This is a genomic window from Methanosarcina mangrovi, from assembly GCF_052057765.1.
Lineage (GTDB): Archaea > Halobacteriota > Methanosarcinia > Methanosarcinales > Methanosarcinaceae > Methanosarcina.
Window position 1 is genome coordinate 2325758 of the sequence record NZ_CP195120.1, and the last position, 18540, is coordinate 2344297.

An 18540-nucleotide genomic window follows, 5' to 3' on the forward strand; every position below is an offset into this window, starting at 1 on the left:
AAAACTAGACATCTGAATCCTTAATTCTAACCCGTACAATCTTATTTGCCATATTGGGTCGTTCTTGCCACGCTCGACGCAGGAGAGCGGTCTTTCCCATAAACAAGAACAAGAAGAAAAGTAAAAGCAAATAATAATCTGCATCGGCTTTTTACTGTTTCATACTTGTATTTTCAAGCTTGTTTCTTCTACTTTCTTTCTACTTCTACCTCTTTCTTCTTTTTGTAAAGGACCGACAGACAGGTTGACGGAGGCGTTTATGTTTACTGTGAATTTAAATGAGGCTCCGCTGGTCAAAGAAAGTATTCTTCAGACAGAGAAGACAGGAAGGTGAAGAGTTTTACTGTCTCGGGTTAACATTCCATTATTGCAGCGGAGGCCCATCGCGGGTGTATTCTGTAGAATCAAGGACTGCCAGCCAGTCGAAATCAGTGAAACTTTGAGCAGTTAATGGGAAATAGGTAGGGTTCTTCATGCTTCCCGAGCGAGTCTGAAGAGCTTCGATTTCCGAGGTTGGGAGTCCACGGCCTTTGTGAGTTGGAATGAACAGTATCGGCCCCGGCAAGGCAGTCAGCCTCTCTTCAAGAGTACCGGCTTCGGGCTGGCTGATTCCATTTGCATCAGAAACACCCACTGCCGAACCAATGGCAGCATAACGCGGGCCAAACATTTCATTTAGGTGAGATCCCACCGGCCACCATGTTAATAGGTTATTGCCTAATTGCCATTCTGCCTTTCCTCGCTTCAGGTGGCTGTTATGAGCAAAGACCAGCACTTTTCCCCGGTCACATTCACGGGATACGATATACTCCAGATTATCAGCCATCATCGCATCACGAAGCCCGAGACCGCTGACAAGCCGATCGCCCGGTTTGCCTGTGGTTCGGGCCATCAAGGCATGGTAGTTCAGCAACTGCCGTGCAGCCTTTGCATAGTGCACGGCTTCCAGGTACCGGCTTTTGTTGCTTTTTGCCACCAGTTCGGGACGGCGTACATCCAGTTCCGAAATGAGATCCTCTGTCTCAATCCGGAGCGCCGTTGCGGCTGGGGACAGGCCTACTGACTTCGCTGGGTCCATCATTGCAGCAGGATTCTCCCAATCGGAGTCCTTCCCAAGAAGGGGGTCTATACATTCGCGATGAGCCTGGCTACTGGCACTATCAATAGAGGCAAGGTAATCGAGAACAAAATGGAGGAACTGGCGTGGACTATCGGTACCGGTCATTTCGGTCGGGCTATCGAAGCCGTAGAACCGGAGTTTAATGCGATGAGAAGGATCGGTATTATACTCTCGTATCCATTCTACGAGTTCTCTATTTGCGTCGAGCCTGCCAAATCCGTGGCTAAATCCGGTCTCCTGCACAGCCTCATACGATTCCGGACCGCAACCGGCTATGTATTCATTCACTACGTGCGCCCTTGGGAAACTGCTCTCGATGGCAATGGCGCTGTAGCCATGCTTTTCCACCAGGCGCTGGAAGAGCCGGTTGCGGAGTATAAGAATGTCCTCGCCGCCATGGAGTGCTTCTCCAAAGCCGAGCAACTCCACCGAGTCGCCAAGTGAGGCGATTACCCTGTCGACAGAGGCGTTGAAGGTTTCGGATGAATCAAGGGAGAACGGAATCGCTTCGTGCAGAATCCAATCGCCGAGGGTGGTATACACCGGGTCGGAACTTCTCTGAAGAAATGAATTTTTTTTCATATCCCCAAGACCTCCTGATGATTTAGACTAATCCATTTAGTAACTGCAAAACAGCATATCACATGATAAAAGGTGCTATCCTATGCGGAGTGAGCTCGTTTTTGGAGCAGTAAGCTTGTCGGCAAACTCTTACTGAGCTTATAGAAACAAAATGCCATGTGAAAAACTACAGGAAAACATTTAACTTTTGCATTCTTTAAGGAAGTATGCCTACTTTTACTGATGCTGCTACAAGCTCTGCTACTCAAATAATGCCAGGAGAATTATCCCTTGCAATTCTCTTTATTTTGACTATCTGTTTTTTATACTTATACTACAGAAAATACTACGGAAAAAAGAGAAAGTGATCTTGCTGAAATTTTATTTTTGAAAATTCGGTGAAAAGTTTGAATTCTGATCCGTACAACATAATTCACCATACTGGGTCGTTCTTATACGCTCGACGCAGGAGAGTGGCCTTTCCAAAAATGAGATAAAAAAGAGAAATAGACCCGCAGGTAAAGTCGACCTGTACCACTTTTGGGAACTAACAATTAAAATGATAGGAGAAACTGATTGCCTTCTGCTTCTTTTTCTTTTTGTGCAGGGCCGCCAGACAAGCTGGCGGAGGCGCTTATATTTATCTATGAATTTTAATGAGGTCCCCCGGGTCAAGATTTAAATTCGCCTGTTCCTTTTTTGCACTGCAGAAGAGAAAAGTTCAGCCCTGCAAAGAGTAGAATCAAAAAACAAAAGGTCCCAGTTTCAGATATAGGAATAATATCAACTGATTAATACAGGACCACAAAACAAATGAAAAACAATTAAATACAATTGTAGAATGTATTGGAAGATATTGATAGATTGATCAGTACCATTTGTTTATTTTGTAATAGTAGTATAGGAAACCGTGAGTAATTTCTTCATATTCAGGATGTTGAATGTAAGGCAAAATCTGTAATGGGGAACAATACATGTCCAGTGATTTGTACCGGAATATAGTGATTGCAACTGACGGATCAGAAAATTCCCGGAGGGCTATCTCTCGCGGTATTGAGATTGCAAAGCTCAGCGGAGCTACCATCCACGTCCTTTATGTGGTGGATACATGCTCTACGATTTCTGAAAAATGGACTGCTTGTAAAGAAATGATCCGGGAAGTGATGATGAACGATGGAAAAAAAGTAATGTCTAAAGTTAAGAAGATCATGGAGGACGCAGGGGTGGAGGTAAGAGAGGTTCTTTTAGAGGGGCGTCCGAGTGATGAAATCATCAATTTTGCAGAAAATAAGGACATGGACCTGATAGTGATGGGTACACTCGGAAAAACAGGATTCGAGAGATTTCTGATGGGAAGTGTTGCGGAAGAAGTAGTAAGATATTCAAAAGTCCCGGTCCTGGTCGTCCGGAATGGGGATTAAGAGAAATCAAAGGTTTAAATTTCATGTCAGAAATGGCTCTAAGAAATTTTCTAAACAGATTTACATCCAGTGGGTTTTATAAATTTATGTTGTAAAACACGCGGCTTATGATTTAAGGGAAATCCTTTCAAGAGTCAGAGGGTGTTTCAATTGTATTCGGTTTCTTTTTAGTCTGGTGGGGGTCCAGCTATTGTTTGTTTCTCAGCTCTCGGAGGGGGGGTTAAAACCTTGCGCGGCACGGAGGCAAAAAACAAAAGATACCATTTTCGGGTTGCTGGAAAGTATCAACAGATTGCTCAGGGACCACCCGATTATTATTAAGGATATTTAATATATCTTAAGTCTCTGCAAGAAGTCACTGTATTTTTGAGCTTTAAAATGTCGGATCATAACTTTTAAGGGCTGTAAAGCCAGATTTATTTCAAAAGGTTTATCGAAAAGTTTATTTGAGAATTTAAAGTGTATAAATATTCAAGGAGTGTTTGTTCTGGAGCTTAGCTTTAAAGGCGGATGCAGGGAAGTAGGACGTTCTGGTTTGCTTGTCAATGGGGAAATTCTGCTCGATTACGGCATAAAGGCAGGAGAAATTCCCGAATATCCCGGGAACGGCATGGAACCGAAAGCCGTGCTTGTATCCCACGGGCATCTGGACCACTGCGGGGCTGTCCCTAACCTGATGTACATGAATCCCGAAGTTTTCATGACGCCGCCAACGGCAGAGTTTACCAACCTTCTTGGGAGAGATACCCTCAAGCTTGCAGAAACAACCCTTTCGGGGGTGGCTCCCTTTGACCCAAATGACCTTCAAAGGCTTAACCAGCTGACTCGAAAAAAAGACTACGGGGAAACTTTCAAAACGCACGGGTACAGTGTCTGCTTCTACGACGCAGGCCATATCCCGGGAGCTTCCGGAATTCACCTTGAATCCGAAACGGGAAAAAGTCTCCTTTATACGGGAGACTTCAGCATGAAGGAAACAAGGCTTGTGCCGGGAGCGGAAGAGTTTCCCGAGGCAGATACGCTTGTGCTTGAAAGTACATATTTCGGCGAGGAACATATCCCGCGAAAAGAGACCGAAGAAAGGTTTATCGACTCTGTCCTTGAAACTCTGGAAAGAGGAGGGACTGCCCTTATCCCTGCCTTTGCAATAGGCAGGACCCAGGAAATCCTTATGCTGCTCGACGCTCACGGGATCACGGCTTATGTGGACGGTATGGGCAGGGATGTGTACAAACTCCTCCGGAAATATCCCGAGTATCTGAGAAATCCGGAACTTCTGGACAGGGCTTTCGACCGGGCTATTTCCGTAAAAGATAAGCAGCGGGAGTCTGTCCTGAAAGAGCCTTCGGTTATTGTCACTACAGCCGGAATGCTGAACGGGGGGCCTGTACTCTATTACCTGAGCCGGCTTTACAAAGACCCTAACTCAAAAGTCCTGCTCACGGGTTACCAGGTTGAAGGCACAAATGGCAGGCTGGCGCTGAAACACGGCGTCATCGAGACCGGAGGGGATGTCCTTGCCCTCAAGCCCGGGATAGAGCAATATGACTTCTCCGCACACAGCGGGGACAGTGAGCTCAAAAAGCTTGTGAAAGATTTCTGCAAAAAAGGTACGGAAAGGGTTTTTGTAATGCACGGGGACAAAACTGAGACTTTTGCACAGTGGATCTCAGAAGAAATCGGCGTGGAAGCTTATGCACCCGCAAACGGGGAATCTTTTACCTTTTAAAGATAAAAGGAGAGAATAAACAGTATTAAAAAAGATTCTTAAACATCTTTTTCTATTTGTGGTTTTATTGCACTCGTTGGACAGAATTTCGGGCACTTAAATCATCCAGATATATCCGTTATCAACAAGGGCTTGATCACCGCCCATTTTAGAAAACACCAATTGAGCACTGATGGATCATCGCGAGGTAGAACTACTCCTTAAAGAAAGTTGGATGTCCGCCGGGTGCTATCAGCAGGGTTGCCGTCCGGTGGTGAGCCGGACAGCCCTTGATCCAGTCATAATAAGGCCCTCGGTCGGGTAATCAAGTCCTGCCACTGGAGATTTCCAGTTATTCAAGTCTCCCATACCACGGACGGACCGAAGCCTCCCCAGTCGATTTAGCGTCGCCGACATTCCACATCGGCGACGCAGTTGCCTGTCCAGGTCCCACACGAGAGGTTCAGTTCTGTTTCTTCACGCTGTGGTTCAGACCGCCGTCGAAACGGATGTATCCCGGAGCAGTAGCTTCGGGAAGCCCGCGGGCGATTGGCGCTCCAAGTGGAGGTAGCTGCGCCAGTTCACAGAACCCTTCTGCTACCACCGGTCCGTCAATCGAGCCACTATGGAGCTCCAAAGCTCCCTCTATAAATGGACCCGCAGCGCCAGCGCTCTCCTGAGAGGGAGTGGCTGACGGGGATACGTAGAAAGTCCCTTTAGGCGTCTTTAGTTCGCCCCACCACGGGTACGACATATTCGTTATAGGTGATGTCCACCACTTGATCGGCGTGTACGCGATGGACGGTCCGAACGCGAACTGCGGTGGCTGGCCCGTGGGTACAAAAGCGAACCGGTTTTGTTGAATCTGCGGAGAGTCCCAACCCATCATGCCAGCTGTTATGTTGTAAGGTATGGTAGTAGGTACAACTCCCGCAGGACTGCCGTAATACTGCCGCCAGGTGAACGAATCCCCATTGGGGAAACGGGCATAACCCCAGAAGTATCGGAGCTGTTCAGGTGACTGGAAGTTGCCCCACTGGTGTTCGAACCAGGCTGTGCCTTCAATCTCATGGACAACGCCGTCATCCAGGGTTACCGTGCCGTTCATTTCCATCTCCGGGGCTACGTAGTAGTATGAAAGACCGTACATAGTCGAAGGGTTCTGGTCGTACTGGTCATTGAATCCGATGTTTTCCAGCCCCCAGTAGGCCATTGGAATGTAGCCTGGGACCTTTACGACCCCGGTGACATCAACGTTGTACGGAGTGCCGGCGGTCATATTACTCTCGTTTGTCGCCCACCCTTTGAAATTCCACCGTTCCTGGGAATAGCTGTAGTTCGTGGCCAAACCCTGCTCCTTACCTACCTCACCGATCGTATAATTAAAATCCCCATTGGATCCCGTGGTCACAAACTTGCCCGTCGGGTCAATGGTATGACCGTAAAACTTGGCTTCATCTTTGTCGAGGTAGGCCACGATAGCCCTAGTGTGGGGCCTTTGTATGTCATTGCGCCAACCCTGTTGTAAATTGCATACAAACAAAGATATGTTGTGGCCTGTCGTCAGGTCCTTGCCCAGGAATGTGAAGTAGTGCCACTCATCGAAATCGTTGAAGTGGTAGGTCGGTCCGCTATGCCATTGGTGGTCCCTGGGAAAGTGGTAGAGTCCCTGTTCTTCCGTGTTCAGCCCTGGGCTCGTGAGCCACGGTGCGGATCCTTGGGCCGAAGTTGTTGTGTTCATTGAAGTTTCATTATCTGCATTGACTGTGTAGGTTCCTGCAGGTTCTGATGCTTGCGCGGCGCTAAGAGGAATAGCTAAGCATAGCAATAGTAGAGAAACTATCAATCCAATTTTCATTCTTTACTCCCCGTATGCGAATAGACCATTGGTCTGCTTTATGAATTCGTTAAGCAGATTCTGCTTTATCAATAAATCATCCAGATTCATTTTTTTAGAAGATCAGTATTGGATAAATTCTATCCCCATATTATATGCCGAAGAAGTGGGTCTAAATTATGACAATATTATTATCTAAAGAATATAATACAATGAGAATTATAAATAAGGAAATCAATATTGAAAACATGAATCGATATTAATGAAAACCCGACGTTATCTAGTCGAGGTTTCAGAATATCCTCTACAGTTGTATGGAGCAGAAAACAATCATGATCTCACCGGGTACTTGGACCACTGCGAGACCGTCCCTAACCTTATGTACCTGAATCCTGAAGTCTTCATAAAAGATTATGGGAAAACTTTCAAAATCCACAGCTCAGGGCTTGCTTCCACAACGCAGGCCATATACCGGGAGTTTAGGGAATCTATCTCAAATCCGAATCTGGAGAAAGTCTTTTTTTATACAGGAGATTCAACCTGGAGGAGACCAGGCTTGTACCGGAGGCAGCCAGATGTCTCGAAGCAGACACTCTTATCCTTGAAAGCACATATTTCGGGGAAGCCCATGTACCTCGAAAAGAAACTGAAAAGAGGTTTATCGAATCCATTCGGGATACTCTGGAAATAGAGGGTACTGCCCTTCTTCCTGCGTTTGTAATAGGCAGAACCCAGGAGATCCTGATGCTGCTCAATGCCCACGAAATCAGAACTTACGTGGACGGCATGAGCAGCTTACGTGGACGGCATGAGCAGCTTACGTGGACGGCATGAGCAGAGATGTGTACAAAATCCTCAAAAAGTATCCTGAGTACCTGAAAAACCCGGACCTCCTGGACAAGGCTTTCGAACATGTTATTTCCGTAAACGACAGGTGGAGGGAGTCCGTCCTCAAAGAACCGTCAGTTATTGTCACTACAGCCGGAACGCTGAATGGAGAGCTCGCAATGTATTATCTCAGCCGGCTTTACAGAGACCCTGATTCAAGAATCCTGCTCACCGGTTACCAGGTTGAAACCACAAACGGCAGGCTAGCTCTGGAACATCGGATGATAGAAACCAACGGAGAATTTTCTATATTTCATGAGCTCATCCCAAAACCCAGTTTTAATCTCAATTATCAGAATAATTCAAGATTGCTTTCGTAATCAGGAACCTGGTTGGTTACTTAAATTAAGAGATCTAAAAAAGCAAATTTTGAGTTTTGGGATGGACTCCATGTTTCATTTTCGGACCTTGCACTTAAAGTCTGTTCTGCACCTGAGATCGAGCTGAAAAGAAGATTTAATTGCAAAGCCTTAAGCCCCGAAAATTCTAATAATCCATGCATGATCCTCAATCCTGAATCCGAAGTCCTTGAGACGCTTGCAAAGAGCATCCTTCTGGCTGCACGGACTGCCCCGAAAGCCAAAGGAGTGGATGACATAGTAACCGCCCTTGTTGAAAAGGAAGATGTTGAAGGCCTTGCCTCGGCCATGGAAAGACTGGCAGATGAAAAAGGCGAAGGCTTTACCTTCCTGAAAAGAGATGCAGGAAACCTCAGAAATGCGGGGGCTGCTATCCTTATAGGAGTAAAAGCCAGCGGGGCTGCAGGCCTGAACTGCGGTGCCTGCGGGTTTAAGACCTGTGCAGAAATGCTGGACCAGCAGAAGGTAGAAGCAGAATTTAAAGGTCCAAACTGCATGCTCAAGTATGCGGACCTGGGAATTGCCGTCGGAGCAGCTACTTCAAAAGCCAAAGACTTCTGCATTGACAACAGGGTCATGTATTCGATCGGTGCAGCGGCAAGGGTCTCCGGTTTTCTGGATGCAGATGTTGTTTTTGGAATTCCGCTGAGCGTTACCGGGAAGAATATCTTTTTTGACAGAAAATAAGTCCTTATTCTTTTTTTGAATTTTTTAATTACTTCTTTTAATTCTTGTTTTAATTTTCCTGCAATTTTTGATATAATAACCAACTGTCTAAAAATCAAAACCGGGCTTTTTTCTTTACTATTAAGATTAATCATCTCTCTAATGAGAGCTATTTGCATAAAATTGCATTAAATTAAGTTTAAGTGGGTTTAACTAAATTTATTTACAAAAACAGATATTCCTAGAAAATATTATTGGAAATAAAGGGATTATATGGAAAATGGGAAAACTTCAAGTAGATAAGTTTTTCTGCTCTCAAATCTAATGGTTTGGTGGAAATTCAAAAAAACGGGGGATAAAGGCGTAATAGTAGATTTGGGGGAAGAAAGAAATGCCATATGTTGATATCAAAATCATTGAAGGTACATTCTCCGAGGACGAGATCAAGAAGCTTATCAAGGACATGACAGATGTTGTAGTCTCGTTCATGGGAGAAAATCTCCGTAGCTATACATTGGTAACAGTCCAGGAAGTAAAGAGCGGAAGCTGGGGAGTAGGCGGACAGGCTATTGGATTAGGAGAAGTAAGGGCCATGCAAGCGATTTCTACGGAAAAAGCAGAGTAGTATTAAAAAGAAATCTTAAAGAAATCTTAAAGAAATCTTAAAGAAATCTTAAAAAAATCTTAAAAATCTTAGATAGGGGTAGGTGTAGAGGCTTTAAACCAGGCCCCTCCTCCTCTCACTCCTGTATTCTTCAAAGAGGCTCTGAAGTTCATCCTCCTTGGCTTTGTGGCGCTTTATTTCGGCTTCTTTTTCCCAGGCGGCAATTGCGGTTTTCAGGACTTCTGGCTCTGCCATTGCAAAGTCGTCAGCTCTCTCAAGCTGGATATCCCTTAAAACCGGCACGTCACCTTTAAAGAAAGTCTCCTCTGCTGCATGCGAAATATCCTCAGGGATAATTACAGCCCGCACCCTGGATTCTACAAGGATCTGTGCGGTTGCTGCCCCGCCGCCGCTCGGTTTTTCCAGGAAAACGACGTCTCCTTCCTTTAGCCCGTACTTTTCTTTAGTTTCGGCAATGGACTCCTTTGTAAAGGCGGAGATAACCTTTACGGGAGTACCTTCGCCGCGGATTTCCATTTTCTGGATTTTACGCAGTTTGTTGCTCCTGCGCCTGAGTTCCTTTACGGTTTTGTTTTTATTGCTGAGTTCTTTTTTCAGGCTCTCTATGGTGCTGTCCTTGATCTGGATTTCCTTTGATTTCCGGACTTCGCCATAAACTTCCCTTTTGAAGCCCTTCAACCTGGACTCTAGTTTTGAGATTTTCCGATCCTTTGCAAAAAGGGCCTGTTTCAATTCTTCCACGTAATCCTGGAGGTTCTGAATCTGTTCTCCCTGCCTCTGGACAGTCTCTCGCATTTTCAGGAGCGATTCATCAACTGCCCTTTCTTCCGGCTTTTCAGGAGCGGCCCTTGCCCCCGGCTTTTCGTGTGCTCTCGATGCAGCCTGGACTTTTTCGATCGCAGCTTCGATCGAGGCTCCACGGATTACATGTAGCTTAATCAGCTCAAGGTCAGCATTTTCCGGAGCTTTCTTTTCAATTCGAGTAAAGATGTTCTTGTAGCTTCTGTAGGTGAGAAGAGCAGCAGTTAAGGCGTCTCTTTCGTGGTCATTGGAATAGCCGAAGGTTTTTCCAAGCGCTATTTTTTCCTCGGCAGAAACCTCAATCCCGGGACTTGCAGGGACTGCATTGAAGCTCCTCCGAATTTTTTCAACCGAACCTGGCATTGGGGTTACATCGCTTGCGATCACTGCAGGTTTTCCGTATTCGGCAATGAGCTTGACAACTTCATCAGGAGCTATTCCCCTGAAGCTTTTCAAATAGAGGAGTTCTCCATCTAGAGAAAGGATGGCTATACCCACGGTTGTTCCAGGATCGAGTCCTACGATTGTGAATTTACGCCGGAGGTTCTTCGGCCTGAGGGGGACATAACGGATTTTATCACGTTCGACACTTCTCACACTTACCTGCGCATCGTTGCTTGCCATAGGGTGTATTGGAATCTCTCCGCGCTTTGCATAGACTGTAAATTCTGACCTCACATAGCCCCCGAACCCTTTCACGTTTACGGCTTCGAACCTGATGCCTTTTTCCCGTGAAAGGTCCTTGAGGACATTTTCAATCTCCCGACTCCTCTGAAGCACTGCTCCGTGTACTTTTCTTCTGTACCGGTTCTGGCTCCAGCCCCCCCGCCCGAGTGAACGGGCTCGGCTGACCTTTATTTTCGTAATGTCTTCAAAAAGAGAGACTTCGTGCCCTACTCCAAGGTCTGCAAGCCGGGCACAGGCTTCAGCTTCATCATTGGGGTTTTCAGGGTTAAAGGAAAAACCATGTTTTTTCGCAATCCTGACCAGAGGTTCCGGGTGAAGCCCTCCGGTAACCTGGACAAGTTTAACCCCATCAGGCAGGCGCTCCATTATCGAGAGAAGCTCGTTTCTGTCAGCAGCCAGCTCAAAAATATTGTCCACAGCTATGATATCCGGCCTGTCCCTCTGGATCATGTTCAGGACCTTCTGGCGGCGGAGCATGCTGTAATGGGTGACTTCCCCGTCCATCAGGATAGCCAGAGCATAGCGAGGAAGTTCTTTTGCCCTCGGGGAACCCCGGGCAATATCAATTCCGTAAATTATCCTGTTTTGCATGAACACCTATATTTTATTTCTTGTTGAATATATATTTAACTGATTTCTACCTTTATTTTACAACATCAACATAATCAATAAGGTCCTGCCCTTTTGTCTCAACTTACTTCGACTCGCCTCGTCTAACTTCAATTTGCTTTAGCTGACTCAATTTGTCTTAGCTTGCTTCAGTTTACCTCAGCTAACTTCAGTTTACTTCAGATAACTTCAGTTTACCTCAGCTAACTTAAAGAGATGATCCCAAAACTCAAAATTGATTCTCTTGATTACGTATTAAAAATAATCAATCGAGTTCCTGATCATGAAAATGGTTCTGAAACTCTTATTGATGTGAAAGTAAAATTAGTTTTGGGATGAGCGCAAAATTTAATTTTAGTCCGATTTTGAATTTTTCCGGAAGAAGATATGCCTTTCAATAAACGTCTTTTCCTACGATTAACCTTTCCATCGAGGCAGGCAAAAAATAAAAAACTGGAATGAGTCAAATCAAGAAATAGAGATCAAAAAAGTAAATTTTCCAAAAGAATTGTAGAATAGATTAAGAAAGGAAAATAAATATCGGAACATTATACTGAAGATCATGGTACATTAGTGCTCGCTTCTATTTAGCTTCTATTTAATTTGTTATAGGAGAATTAATCTTTGTCTGGGATCTCTTTTTTAGAAGTGACTTTTTTTAAATCCTCTGAGTTAAGGTTTTCTGCTTCAAATTCTTCCGCTTCAAATTCTTCTGCTTCAAATTTTTCTGCTTCAAATTCTTTCGTTTCAGATACTTCCGCTTCAGCGTTCTCTTCTTCAAATCTTTCTGAATCTATCTCATCATTTTCAGAACTTATACCTGCTCCACTTCTGATCTCTCCAAGGACTTCATCAAGCTCCCTTTTAATGTCATATTTTCGGGAGAAATGAGTAAGGATATTTGAGACATCCCTTTCGAGAATTTCGTCAGCGTGAGGATGATCCAGAGTGACATACTGAGGCCAGTCAATGAACTGGACACTGTCTTCGGATACAAATATGTTATATTCGCTTAAATCGGCATGGATGACACCCAGCGAATAGATAATCCTTACCTGCCTCAGAATCTCATCAAGATACCATTCAGGGTCCAGAAGCTTTGTTTTTGAGAGCAGGCTGCCTTTTGCAAGCTCCATAACAATTGCATGCCTGTTCTGGTCAAGGGGTTTTGGGATAGCCACCTGCGGGTACAACCTGGTCATAATCTCATACTCCCTCTGAGCCGCAAGCCGGGAAGCATAAATCCAGGAGAAGTGCTCTCTTTCCCCGAGGTGTTCACGTACTCTTTTTATCTGCTTGAAGCTGGTTCTGCCTTCCCTGTGGAATTTGATTATGACCGGATAGGGTTCCCCTATTGCAAGCTCAGGCTGCCGGATCGCTTCAAAAATGACGGACTCCTTGCCTACCCCTATTTCATCCCCGATAGCGCTGATGCTTTTCCTTTTCACAAAGGCATTGAGAGCAAGGGCATCATAACCCTCAAAATAAATCTGAAACCCCTCATAAGGCTGGGTGGTTCTGACCACAAGCTTATCCCGGACAAGCCTCTTCAGCCTGTATTCCAGTTTATCGAAAGGCAACTTGGTGTATTTATTCAGTTCCTCTACTGGCACCCACTCAAAATGTTTCATCCCTGTCTCGATGCCTGTAAGTATCCTGAAGTCCTTTGCATCGAGTTTCTTGAAAACCTTTAGCACTTCGTCGATCATCCTATCCTGTTATACATATAATCTTCAATATTTAAATGATCGCCCGAATCTCGATACGCTGGCATACTGCGGTCTTGAATCCTTACCAGGACTTAACTTTTCTTCTGGCGTTGACCGGTGTCGTTATCCTGTCTTTTAAATATTCCGGATCCAGGGTACTCCCTCATTAATTATTTGTCATTTTGAGAAAAACCTTAATTTAACAAACCTGTTAATGTCCATTTATTTTTAGTAATTCCGCGTTTTTTTGAAGATGTGTTAACATTGGTGAACTTTGGTTTTGCTCTTCTCTTTCCCATCAGTAGATAATTATAGTAGTTCCAGGATAGGACATCAACTAAATATAAATGGGGTGTCATACTTAAAATATTTAACAAAAGTGAAGAATTTCCTGAGCTCAATTTATTGATAGTGTAAGTTTTCAGAAAAAGCAATTTCAAAGTAAATGATATCAGGAGATTAATTATGCGATTCCCTAATATGCTACTCTCTAATAGAATTTCTGGGATCAAATTTACAGGATTGTTAGCCATTATTATTTTAGTTACTTCTACTCTGGGATGTACGAGTTCGGGCTCGGATAAGAACAATTCAAGTGCCGGTCCAGATGAAAAGGTGATACCTCCGGAACCTGAGGCAAATATTACGTTTGTTACTGCCGGTTCATCATTTTCACCAATTATTACAGTTACAGGTAATCCTGAAATTCAATGGGTATTTGGTGACGGTTCAACATCTGATTCTACGTCCCCTAATGTAAATTTTGGTTCAGAAGGAACGAGAGAAAACACTTTGGTAGTAATACCGTGGAGTGCAGTGACCAAGATCAATATAGGTTATGATGGTTCAGATGGTGGAGTAACTCCAGGTCCAGGTACAATAGAAAATTTAAAACAACAGAATGTAATAGCTGTTACTGGTTTAGAAAATGTTGCACCGTACCTCCAGGTATGGGCATCGAGTTATAATCCAATAACTTCGCTGGATTTCAGTAACTTCACGGCACTGCATACGGTTGAGTGTTTTCGTTGCGCATCACTGGATACCATCAGACTCTGCAACGTTCCTTCTCTGACCAGGCTTTGCCTCGAAAATTGCAACATTTCCTATCTTGATCTGTCGGAAGCTCCTTCTCTGGCTGATCTTCGCGGAGCATCTCAAAGAAGTCATACATATACAATAAATTGGGGCACTACCGGGGCTCATCTATGGCATATATGCATTCGAGATAACGCGCAGATGACCAGCACACTCCCGGTCAGTCAGTTTCCACTCCTTAAAGACTTTTATGTATGGAACGGTAATCAGAGCGGTACTCTGCACCTAATTTCAACAAATTTGAAAAACGTTCTACTATCCGATAATCATTATACTGAGGCTAATTTTTCGGGGTGTTTTCCTGCTGGTAGAAGATGTACTTTGAATATTTATGATAATGACCTCACAAGTTTAAATATTTCCAATGACCCTGGTTTATTTTATTTAAATTCCAGTCGTAATTCGCTGAATCAAACAGCAGTAGACGGGGTATTCCAAACACTGGATTCTTACAATACTACTGGCGGGTACGTAGATTTAACCGGAAATGCCGCACCGTCAAGAACAGGAATAGCACATGCAAATAATTTAACTGCCAGGGGATGGAAAGTTCAAAGTTGAAAAAATACACCAGTTGCAAATTTAACAATTATTATAGAGACATAAAAAATCTCCTGGAACAACAAATCGCATAAATGCTTTGTATTTAGGGAGCAAGGAAGTTACAAATACCCCATTCTAAAAAGCTGTCCGACAATTTGATTTCAGGACAAAAGGGAGACGAAAAGAAGTAGTTAAGAGCCTCAAATCGAAAAGACAGAAATGTCGATATGCTTGAAATGACAGACAATTGAGCTAGCTTTTTACTCCAGTACAGAGTGTACTCTTAGAGGCTGTCTTAAAATTAAATAATCCTTTTCTCTTGGTTTTTCTTCGATGTCAAAACGATCTATAAGGCTTCCTTATCCCAGTGATTTATCCAACAGAGAATGGAAAATAATTAATCCTTATTTTCCTGATCTCAAAACAAATCGAGGTAGAAAACGTGTTCATTCTTATCGAGAAATATTGAATGCTATCTTCTATTTGTTACGTTCTGGTTGTGCTTGGCGAATGCTACCTCACGAATTTCCACCCTGGAAAACTGTTTACCATTACTTTCGTCTTTGGCGTATTTATGGAATTTGGGAACATATCAATACTGTTCTGAGAATAGAACTGAGAATTGCATATGGTAGAGAACCAGAGCCAAGTGCTGCAATTTTAGATAGCCAATCTGTTAAAACCACAGAAACTCCAGGAGTCCGTGGGTATGATGCTGGCAAGAAAGTGAAAGGGAGAAAGCGTCACATTCTGGTAGATACAATAGGGTTACTGTTGATGGTTGTGGTTCATACAGCAGATATCCAGGATCGAGATGGTGCTAGACTTGTTCTGGAACAAGTTAATGGAGCATTCCCTCGATTACAGCTTATTTGGGCTGACGCTGGTTATTCAGGTAAACTGATTGAGTGGGTCAAGATAACATGTGGATGGGTACTAGAAATAGTTAAGCGTAGAGATAATATCAAAGAATTTCAAGTACTTCCACATAGATGGATAGTAGAGCGGACGTTTGGATGGCTAGGTAGATATCGAAGGTTAAGTAAAGACTACGAAGGATTAACAGAATCAAGTCAAGCATTGATATATGCGGCTATGATCAGAATAATGATTAAAAGAATCGCTAATATCAAGAATTAAAGAGAAGGAGAATAATTTTAAGACACGCTCTTATGTTATGTGCAAACCTGAAAAAACAGAACTCTAATTGAGATCATTCCTTTTTTTGAGAATAAGAAGCCATTATATCGCATGATCCTTTCCATGCACATATACACGGAGGCTAATCTAAAGGGCCAGGGCTATCGTTTGGGATAAGGATAGATTTTGGACAGCCGGCGTGAAGAATTTGCCTTAGTTTCATCTATAGGATGACAAACTCTTCAGGCACAGGCTGACCTGCTGAGGGTCCAAAGCGAAATAACTCAGGTCCATTTTCACGCTTTGCTTAACTATTTTTGCAAGCGTTCAATCGATTTTGTTCTAAGATGATTATGTGTTGCCTAAGTTGTTTCGTAACAAGCCCCAGGTCTTTTTCAGTCCAAACGTGCAATTTTTACAAGAGACTGAATCGGAACATTATATATTGTATCTACACCTTTTTTGTCGACCAGTACCGCTATAACTCTTGGTTTTGCGTCCATTTCTCTCAGCTGCTCAATAACTTCCATACTGGTTGAACCGGTGGTAATAACATCATCCACGATAATGCAGTTTTTACCGGCAACGGATCCAAAATTTCTGCTTATGGTCCCCCTGTGACCTGTATGAACGACACCCTGCCCTTTACGATGGTAAATCGCTAAATCTGCATCCAGTTCATATGCCATCATGCTTGCCAGGGGAATACCGTTGGCAGCAATGCCAACAACCACGTCTACCTCGGCGTTTGCCTTTTCCATGGTCTCAAACACCATGTCGCAGAGCGCAAGAGAGATGTTATGGAGACGTTTAGCACTTTTCCCTATACTGCTCCAGTTTACGGAAATATCTTTCGGAGCGGGGGTTTTTTCTTCTTTTTTTGAACGGGTTAAGAGCCAGGTAACCGTTTCTCTTGAAACGTTGAGTTCATCGGCAATCTGGGCAGTAATAAGCCCGTTACTCTGCAGTTCTACAGCTTTCTCGATTAAATCTTCTATATCCTTCATGCTTCTATTCCCACCTGAAATTTTTATCCGGCTATATTTCCGGGATCTCTAAATTAAGACAGAATTATAATATCAAGCGTTATATCTTTTTTTTCAGCTTAAGATTGACTCTTTTATAATTACCTCTTTTTTTAAGAGGAAAGCTGCATATGGGGGCAGACTTCCCCTTTATCAAAAGTTTTCTCGTAGTCCATACATTGCTTTTGCCAGATAATGATGTCCCTAATCTTTTTTATTTGGATTCGGTTAAGATACAAAACTTCTAAAGGTGATAATTTTATGCCAACATCTAACGTATAAATCTGAGAATTGATAAAACGGTATTCGAACTTGTGCATAAAATCCGTTAACCGATGACAGAAGATGCATAAACTCGAGACCAGGGGTATATTCCAGCCGGTTCACTATGGCTGAAGACACTTATTATTGAAGCCGGAGCTTATACGAGGTTAAGATGGAATCAAACATAGTTTCTTTTTGTAACCCTAGACATACCTGACCACGCATATATACTTATAAGCTAGTCTAAAAGGCCAGAGATCTCGATTGGGAAAGGATAGGTTTCAGGACTGTAGGCTTGTAGGCCTTGCCTTCTGGAGGACAAGTTGCACATTAAGGATGAGCAGATAGCTCTATAGGGGAACTGTATGGGCTGCAAATAGATAACTTTTAAATGTTTCTTTCTTATAGAAACCATCTTTTCTGCTATCTCGTCGATAAGTTTCGTTTTTGTAGTCACGCATAACTCATTTGCTGTATATTTGCTAAATGGCAGCTTTCTGCCTGTTTGCTTATCTTCATAAACGATAAGGTACAATAATAACTAGGAGTGAATAATTGTGCATAAATTAATAAAAATAGTGGGTTATATCTTAGCGATAATAGGTTTTGCTCATGTTGTAAAACACATCATGCATTGCAAAGAACGTTGCTGTTTGTGTGGCTGGCATAAAATAAAAGTAGAAGAAGAAAAACCAGCTGGTGAAACTGTATCGTATAAAATAAAAGTAGAGGATGAAGAACAAAAAGGTTCGAGGTATGGTTCTAATCCTGTCCGTTATTAAACTCAAAACCATACATGAAAGGATTACGCCAGGTTAAGGATAGGCATGTTGGAAATCCGGCATAAAGGCCTTGCCTATTGAAGGACCAGCTGCACATTAAGGATGAGCAGATAGAAAAGCTAAACAAAGTTACCCAAAAGCAAATGGTCCATGTTAAATGTTTTTTCCATAATAGCGAATTCCCAAAAAGGATTGTCAGCCATTATGGAGCTAATCCTGTTTGAAATCCTTCACTTTGAGGGAGGGAGAAACACCTGTTTGCTCATCACTTTCAGCTTCTTGATTGCTGAGATGGTTGCCTGAGATTCTTTGTAAATTTTGTCCTCATAATAACTTATGATCTCATCAACCGGAGCCGTAAGAGAATAAATCTTCATCGGCCGTCCTTTTCCAGGCTTTTTTTCTGAACGCACACTGATCCAGGATTGATTGTGCATTAACCTCATTGCAAGACTAACTTCGGGTTGCCTTAATCCGGTACTTATTTCAATTTCCTGGGATGAAGCTTCGTCTACATTCATAAGATATGCCATGGTTGTAGCGGCATTTCTTGACATTCCAAGATCGCTTAATGCTTTAATAAAAGTATGGTCATTTTCGTCCAACATTTTTACTTCAGAATCCTTTATGATAACCCCTCGATATTTTTAGTTTTATGGATAGTGTGTCAACTTAAAGAATGCTTTTTTAATTACTC

The 18540-nt window shown here is 43.3% G+C and carries 16 protein-coding genes; 10 read left to right on the plus strand and 6 right to left on the minus strand.

Translation table 11 applies throughout. The features are described from left to right. Window positions 1-364: 364 nt before the first annotated feature. Window positions 365-1408: an erythromycin esterase family protein gene (locus ACSAZL_RS10445; RefSeq protein WP_440948603.1), complete on the minus strand. Its 1044-nt coding sequence runs from the start codon at window positions 1406-1408 to the stop codon at window positions 365-367. Window positions 1409-2655: 1247 nt separating this feature from the next. Here ACSAZL_RS10445 and ACSAZL_RS10450 point away from each other — a divergent pair. After that, window positions 2656-3102, plus strand: coding sequence for a universal stress protein (locus ACSAZL_RS10450; RefSeq protein ID WP_440948604.1), 447 nt, complete (start codon window positions 2656-2658; stop codon window positions 3100-3102). A gap of 478 nt (window positions 3103-3580) precedes the next feature. Then, complete coding sequence (locus tag ACSAZL_RS10455; protein ID WP_440948605.1) at window positions 3581-4831, plus strand: MBL fold metallo-hydrolase; 1251 nt, start codon at window positions 3581-3583, stop codon at window positions 4829-4831. A 442-nt stretch (window positions 4832-5273) separates the two neighbouring features. Here the strand turns inward: ACSAZL_RS10455 and ACSAZL_RS10460 are convergent, their stop codons facing one another. Then, window positions 5274-6668 carry a lipocalin-like domain-containing protein gene (locus tag ACSAZL_RS10460; protein ID WP_440948606.1) on the minus strand — a complete coding sequence of 465 codons (1395 nt, stop codon included), beginning with the start codon at window positions 6666-6668 and terminating at the stop codon, window positions 5274-5276. 241 nt (window positions 6669-6909) lie between these two features. Between ACSAZL_RS10460 and ACSAZL_RS10465 the strand changes: the two genes are divergently transcribed. From ACSAZL_RS10465 to ACSAZL_RS10480, 4 genes are all read left to right on the plus strand, one after another. After that, a complete protein-coding gene (locus ACSAZL_RS10465; protein WP_440948607.1) occupies window positions 6910-7338 on the plus strand; it encodes a hypothetical protein in 429 nt (142 codons plus the stop codon). 139 nt (window positions 7339-7477) lie between these two features. Then, window positions 7478-7855: a hypothetical protein gene (locus tag ACSAZL_RS10470; RefSeq protein ID WP_440948831.1), complete on the plus strand. Its 378-nt coding sequence runs from the start codon at window positions 7478-7480 to the stop codon at window positions 7853-7855. A gap of 180 nt (window positions 7856-8035) precedes the next feature. After that, window positions 8036-8581 carry a ferredoxin domain-containing protein gene (locus tag ACSAZL_RS10475; protein ID WP_440948608.1) on the plus strand — a complete coding sequence of 182 codons (546 nt, stop codon included), beginning with the start codon at window positions 8036-8038 and terminating at the stop codon, window positions 8579-8581. Between the two features lie 370 nt (window positions 8582-8951). After that, the gene (locus tag ACSAZL_RS10480) at window positions 8952-9185 is read left to right on the plus strand and encodes a tautomerase family protein (protein WP_440948609.1); all 234 of its coding nucleotides are present in this window, start codon (window positions 8952-8954) and stop codon (window positions 9183-9185) included. Between the two features lie 93 nt (window positions 9186-9278). Here the strand turns inward: ACSAZL_RS10480 and ACSAZL_RS10485 are convergent, their stop codons facing one another. Further along, window positions 9279-11270, minus strand: coding sequence for a DUF460 domain-containing protein (locus ACSAZL_RS10485; RefSeq protein ID WP_440948610.1), 1992 nt, complete (start codon window positions 11268-11270; stop codon window positions 9279-9281). Window positions 11271-11498: 228 nt separating this feature from the next. Between ACSAZL_RS10485 and ACSAZL_RS10490 the strand changes: the two genes are divergently transcribed. After that, window positions 11499-11621 carry a hypothetical protein gene (locus ACSAZL_RS10490; RefSeq protein WP_440948611.1) on the plus strand — a complete coding sequence of 41 codons (123 nt, stop codon included), beginning with the start codon at window positions 11499-11501 and terminating at the stop codon, window positions 11619-11621. A gap of 278 nt (window positions 11622-11899) precedes the next feature. Here the strand turns inward: ACSAZL_RS10490 and ACSAZL_RS10495 are convergent, their stop codons facing one another. Next, window positions 11900-12991, minus strand: coding sequence for a serine/threonine-protein kinase RIO2 (locus ACSAZL_RS10495; protein WP_440948612.1), 1092 nt, complete (start codon window positions 12989-12991; stop codon window positions 11900-11902). A 465-nt stretch (window positions 12992-13456) separates the two neighbouring features. Between ACSAZL_RS10495 and ACSAZL_RS10500 the strand changes: the two genes are divergently transcribed. Next, entirely contained in the window at window positions 13457-14650 is a 1194-nt protein-coding gene (locus tag ACSAZL_RS10500; RefSeq protein ID WP_440948613.1) for a hypothetical protein, read from the plus strand. 315 nt (window positions 14651-14965) lie between these two features. After that, on the plus strand, window positions 14966-15772 hold the full coding sequence (locus ACSAZL_RS10505) for an IS5 family transposase (protein ID WP_440945022.1): 807 nt from the start codon (window positions 14966-14968) through the stop codon (window positions 15770-15772). Between the two features lie 395 nt (window positions 15773-16167). Here ACSAZL_RS10505 and ACSAZL_RS10510 read toward each other — a convergent pair whose 3' ends face one another. Next, entirely contained in the window at window positions 16168-16779 is a 612-nt protein-coding gene (locus tag ACSAZL_RS10510) for an orotate phosphoribosyltransferase-like protein (protein WP_440948614.1), read from the minus strand. An 839-nt stretch (window positions 16780-17618) separates the two neighbouring features. On the opposite strand from ACSAZL_RS10510, the gene ACSAZL_RS10515 reads away from it, so the two are divergent. Further along, window positions 17619-17843 carry a hypothetical protein gene (locus ACSAZL_RS10515; protein ID WP_440948615.1) on the plus strand — a complete coding sequence of 75 codons (225 nt, stop codon included), beginning with the start codon at window positions 17619-17621 and terminating at the stop codon, window positions 17841-17843. Window positions 17844-18073: 230 nt separating this feature from the next. Here ACSAZL_RS10515 and ACSAZL_RS10520 read toward each other — a convergent pair whose 3' ends face one another. Continuing rightward, window positions 18074-18472 (minus strand): transcriptional regulator protein, encoded by a 399-nt coding sequence (locus tag ACSAZL_RS10520; protein WP_440948832.1) that lies wholly within the window; start codon window positions 18470-18472, stop codon window positions 18074-18076. Window positions 18473-18540 lie beyond the last annotated feature (68 nt).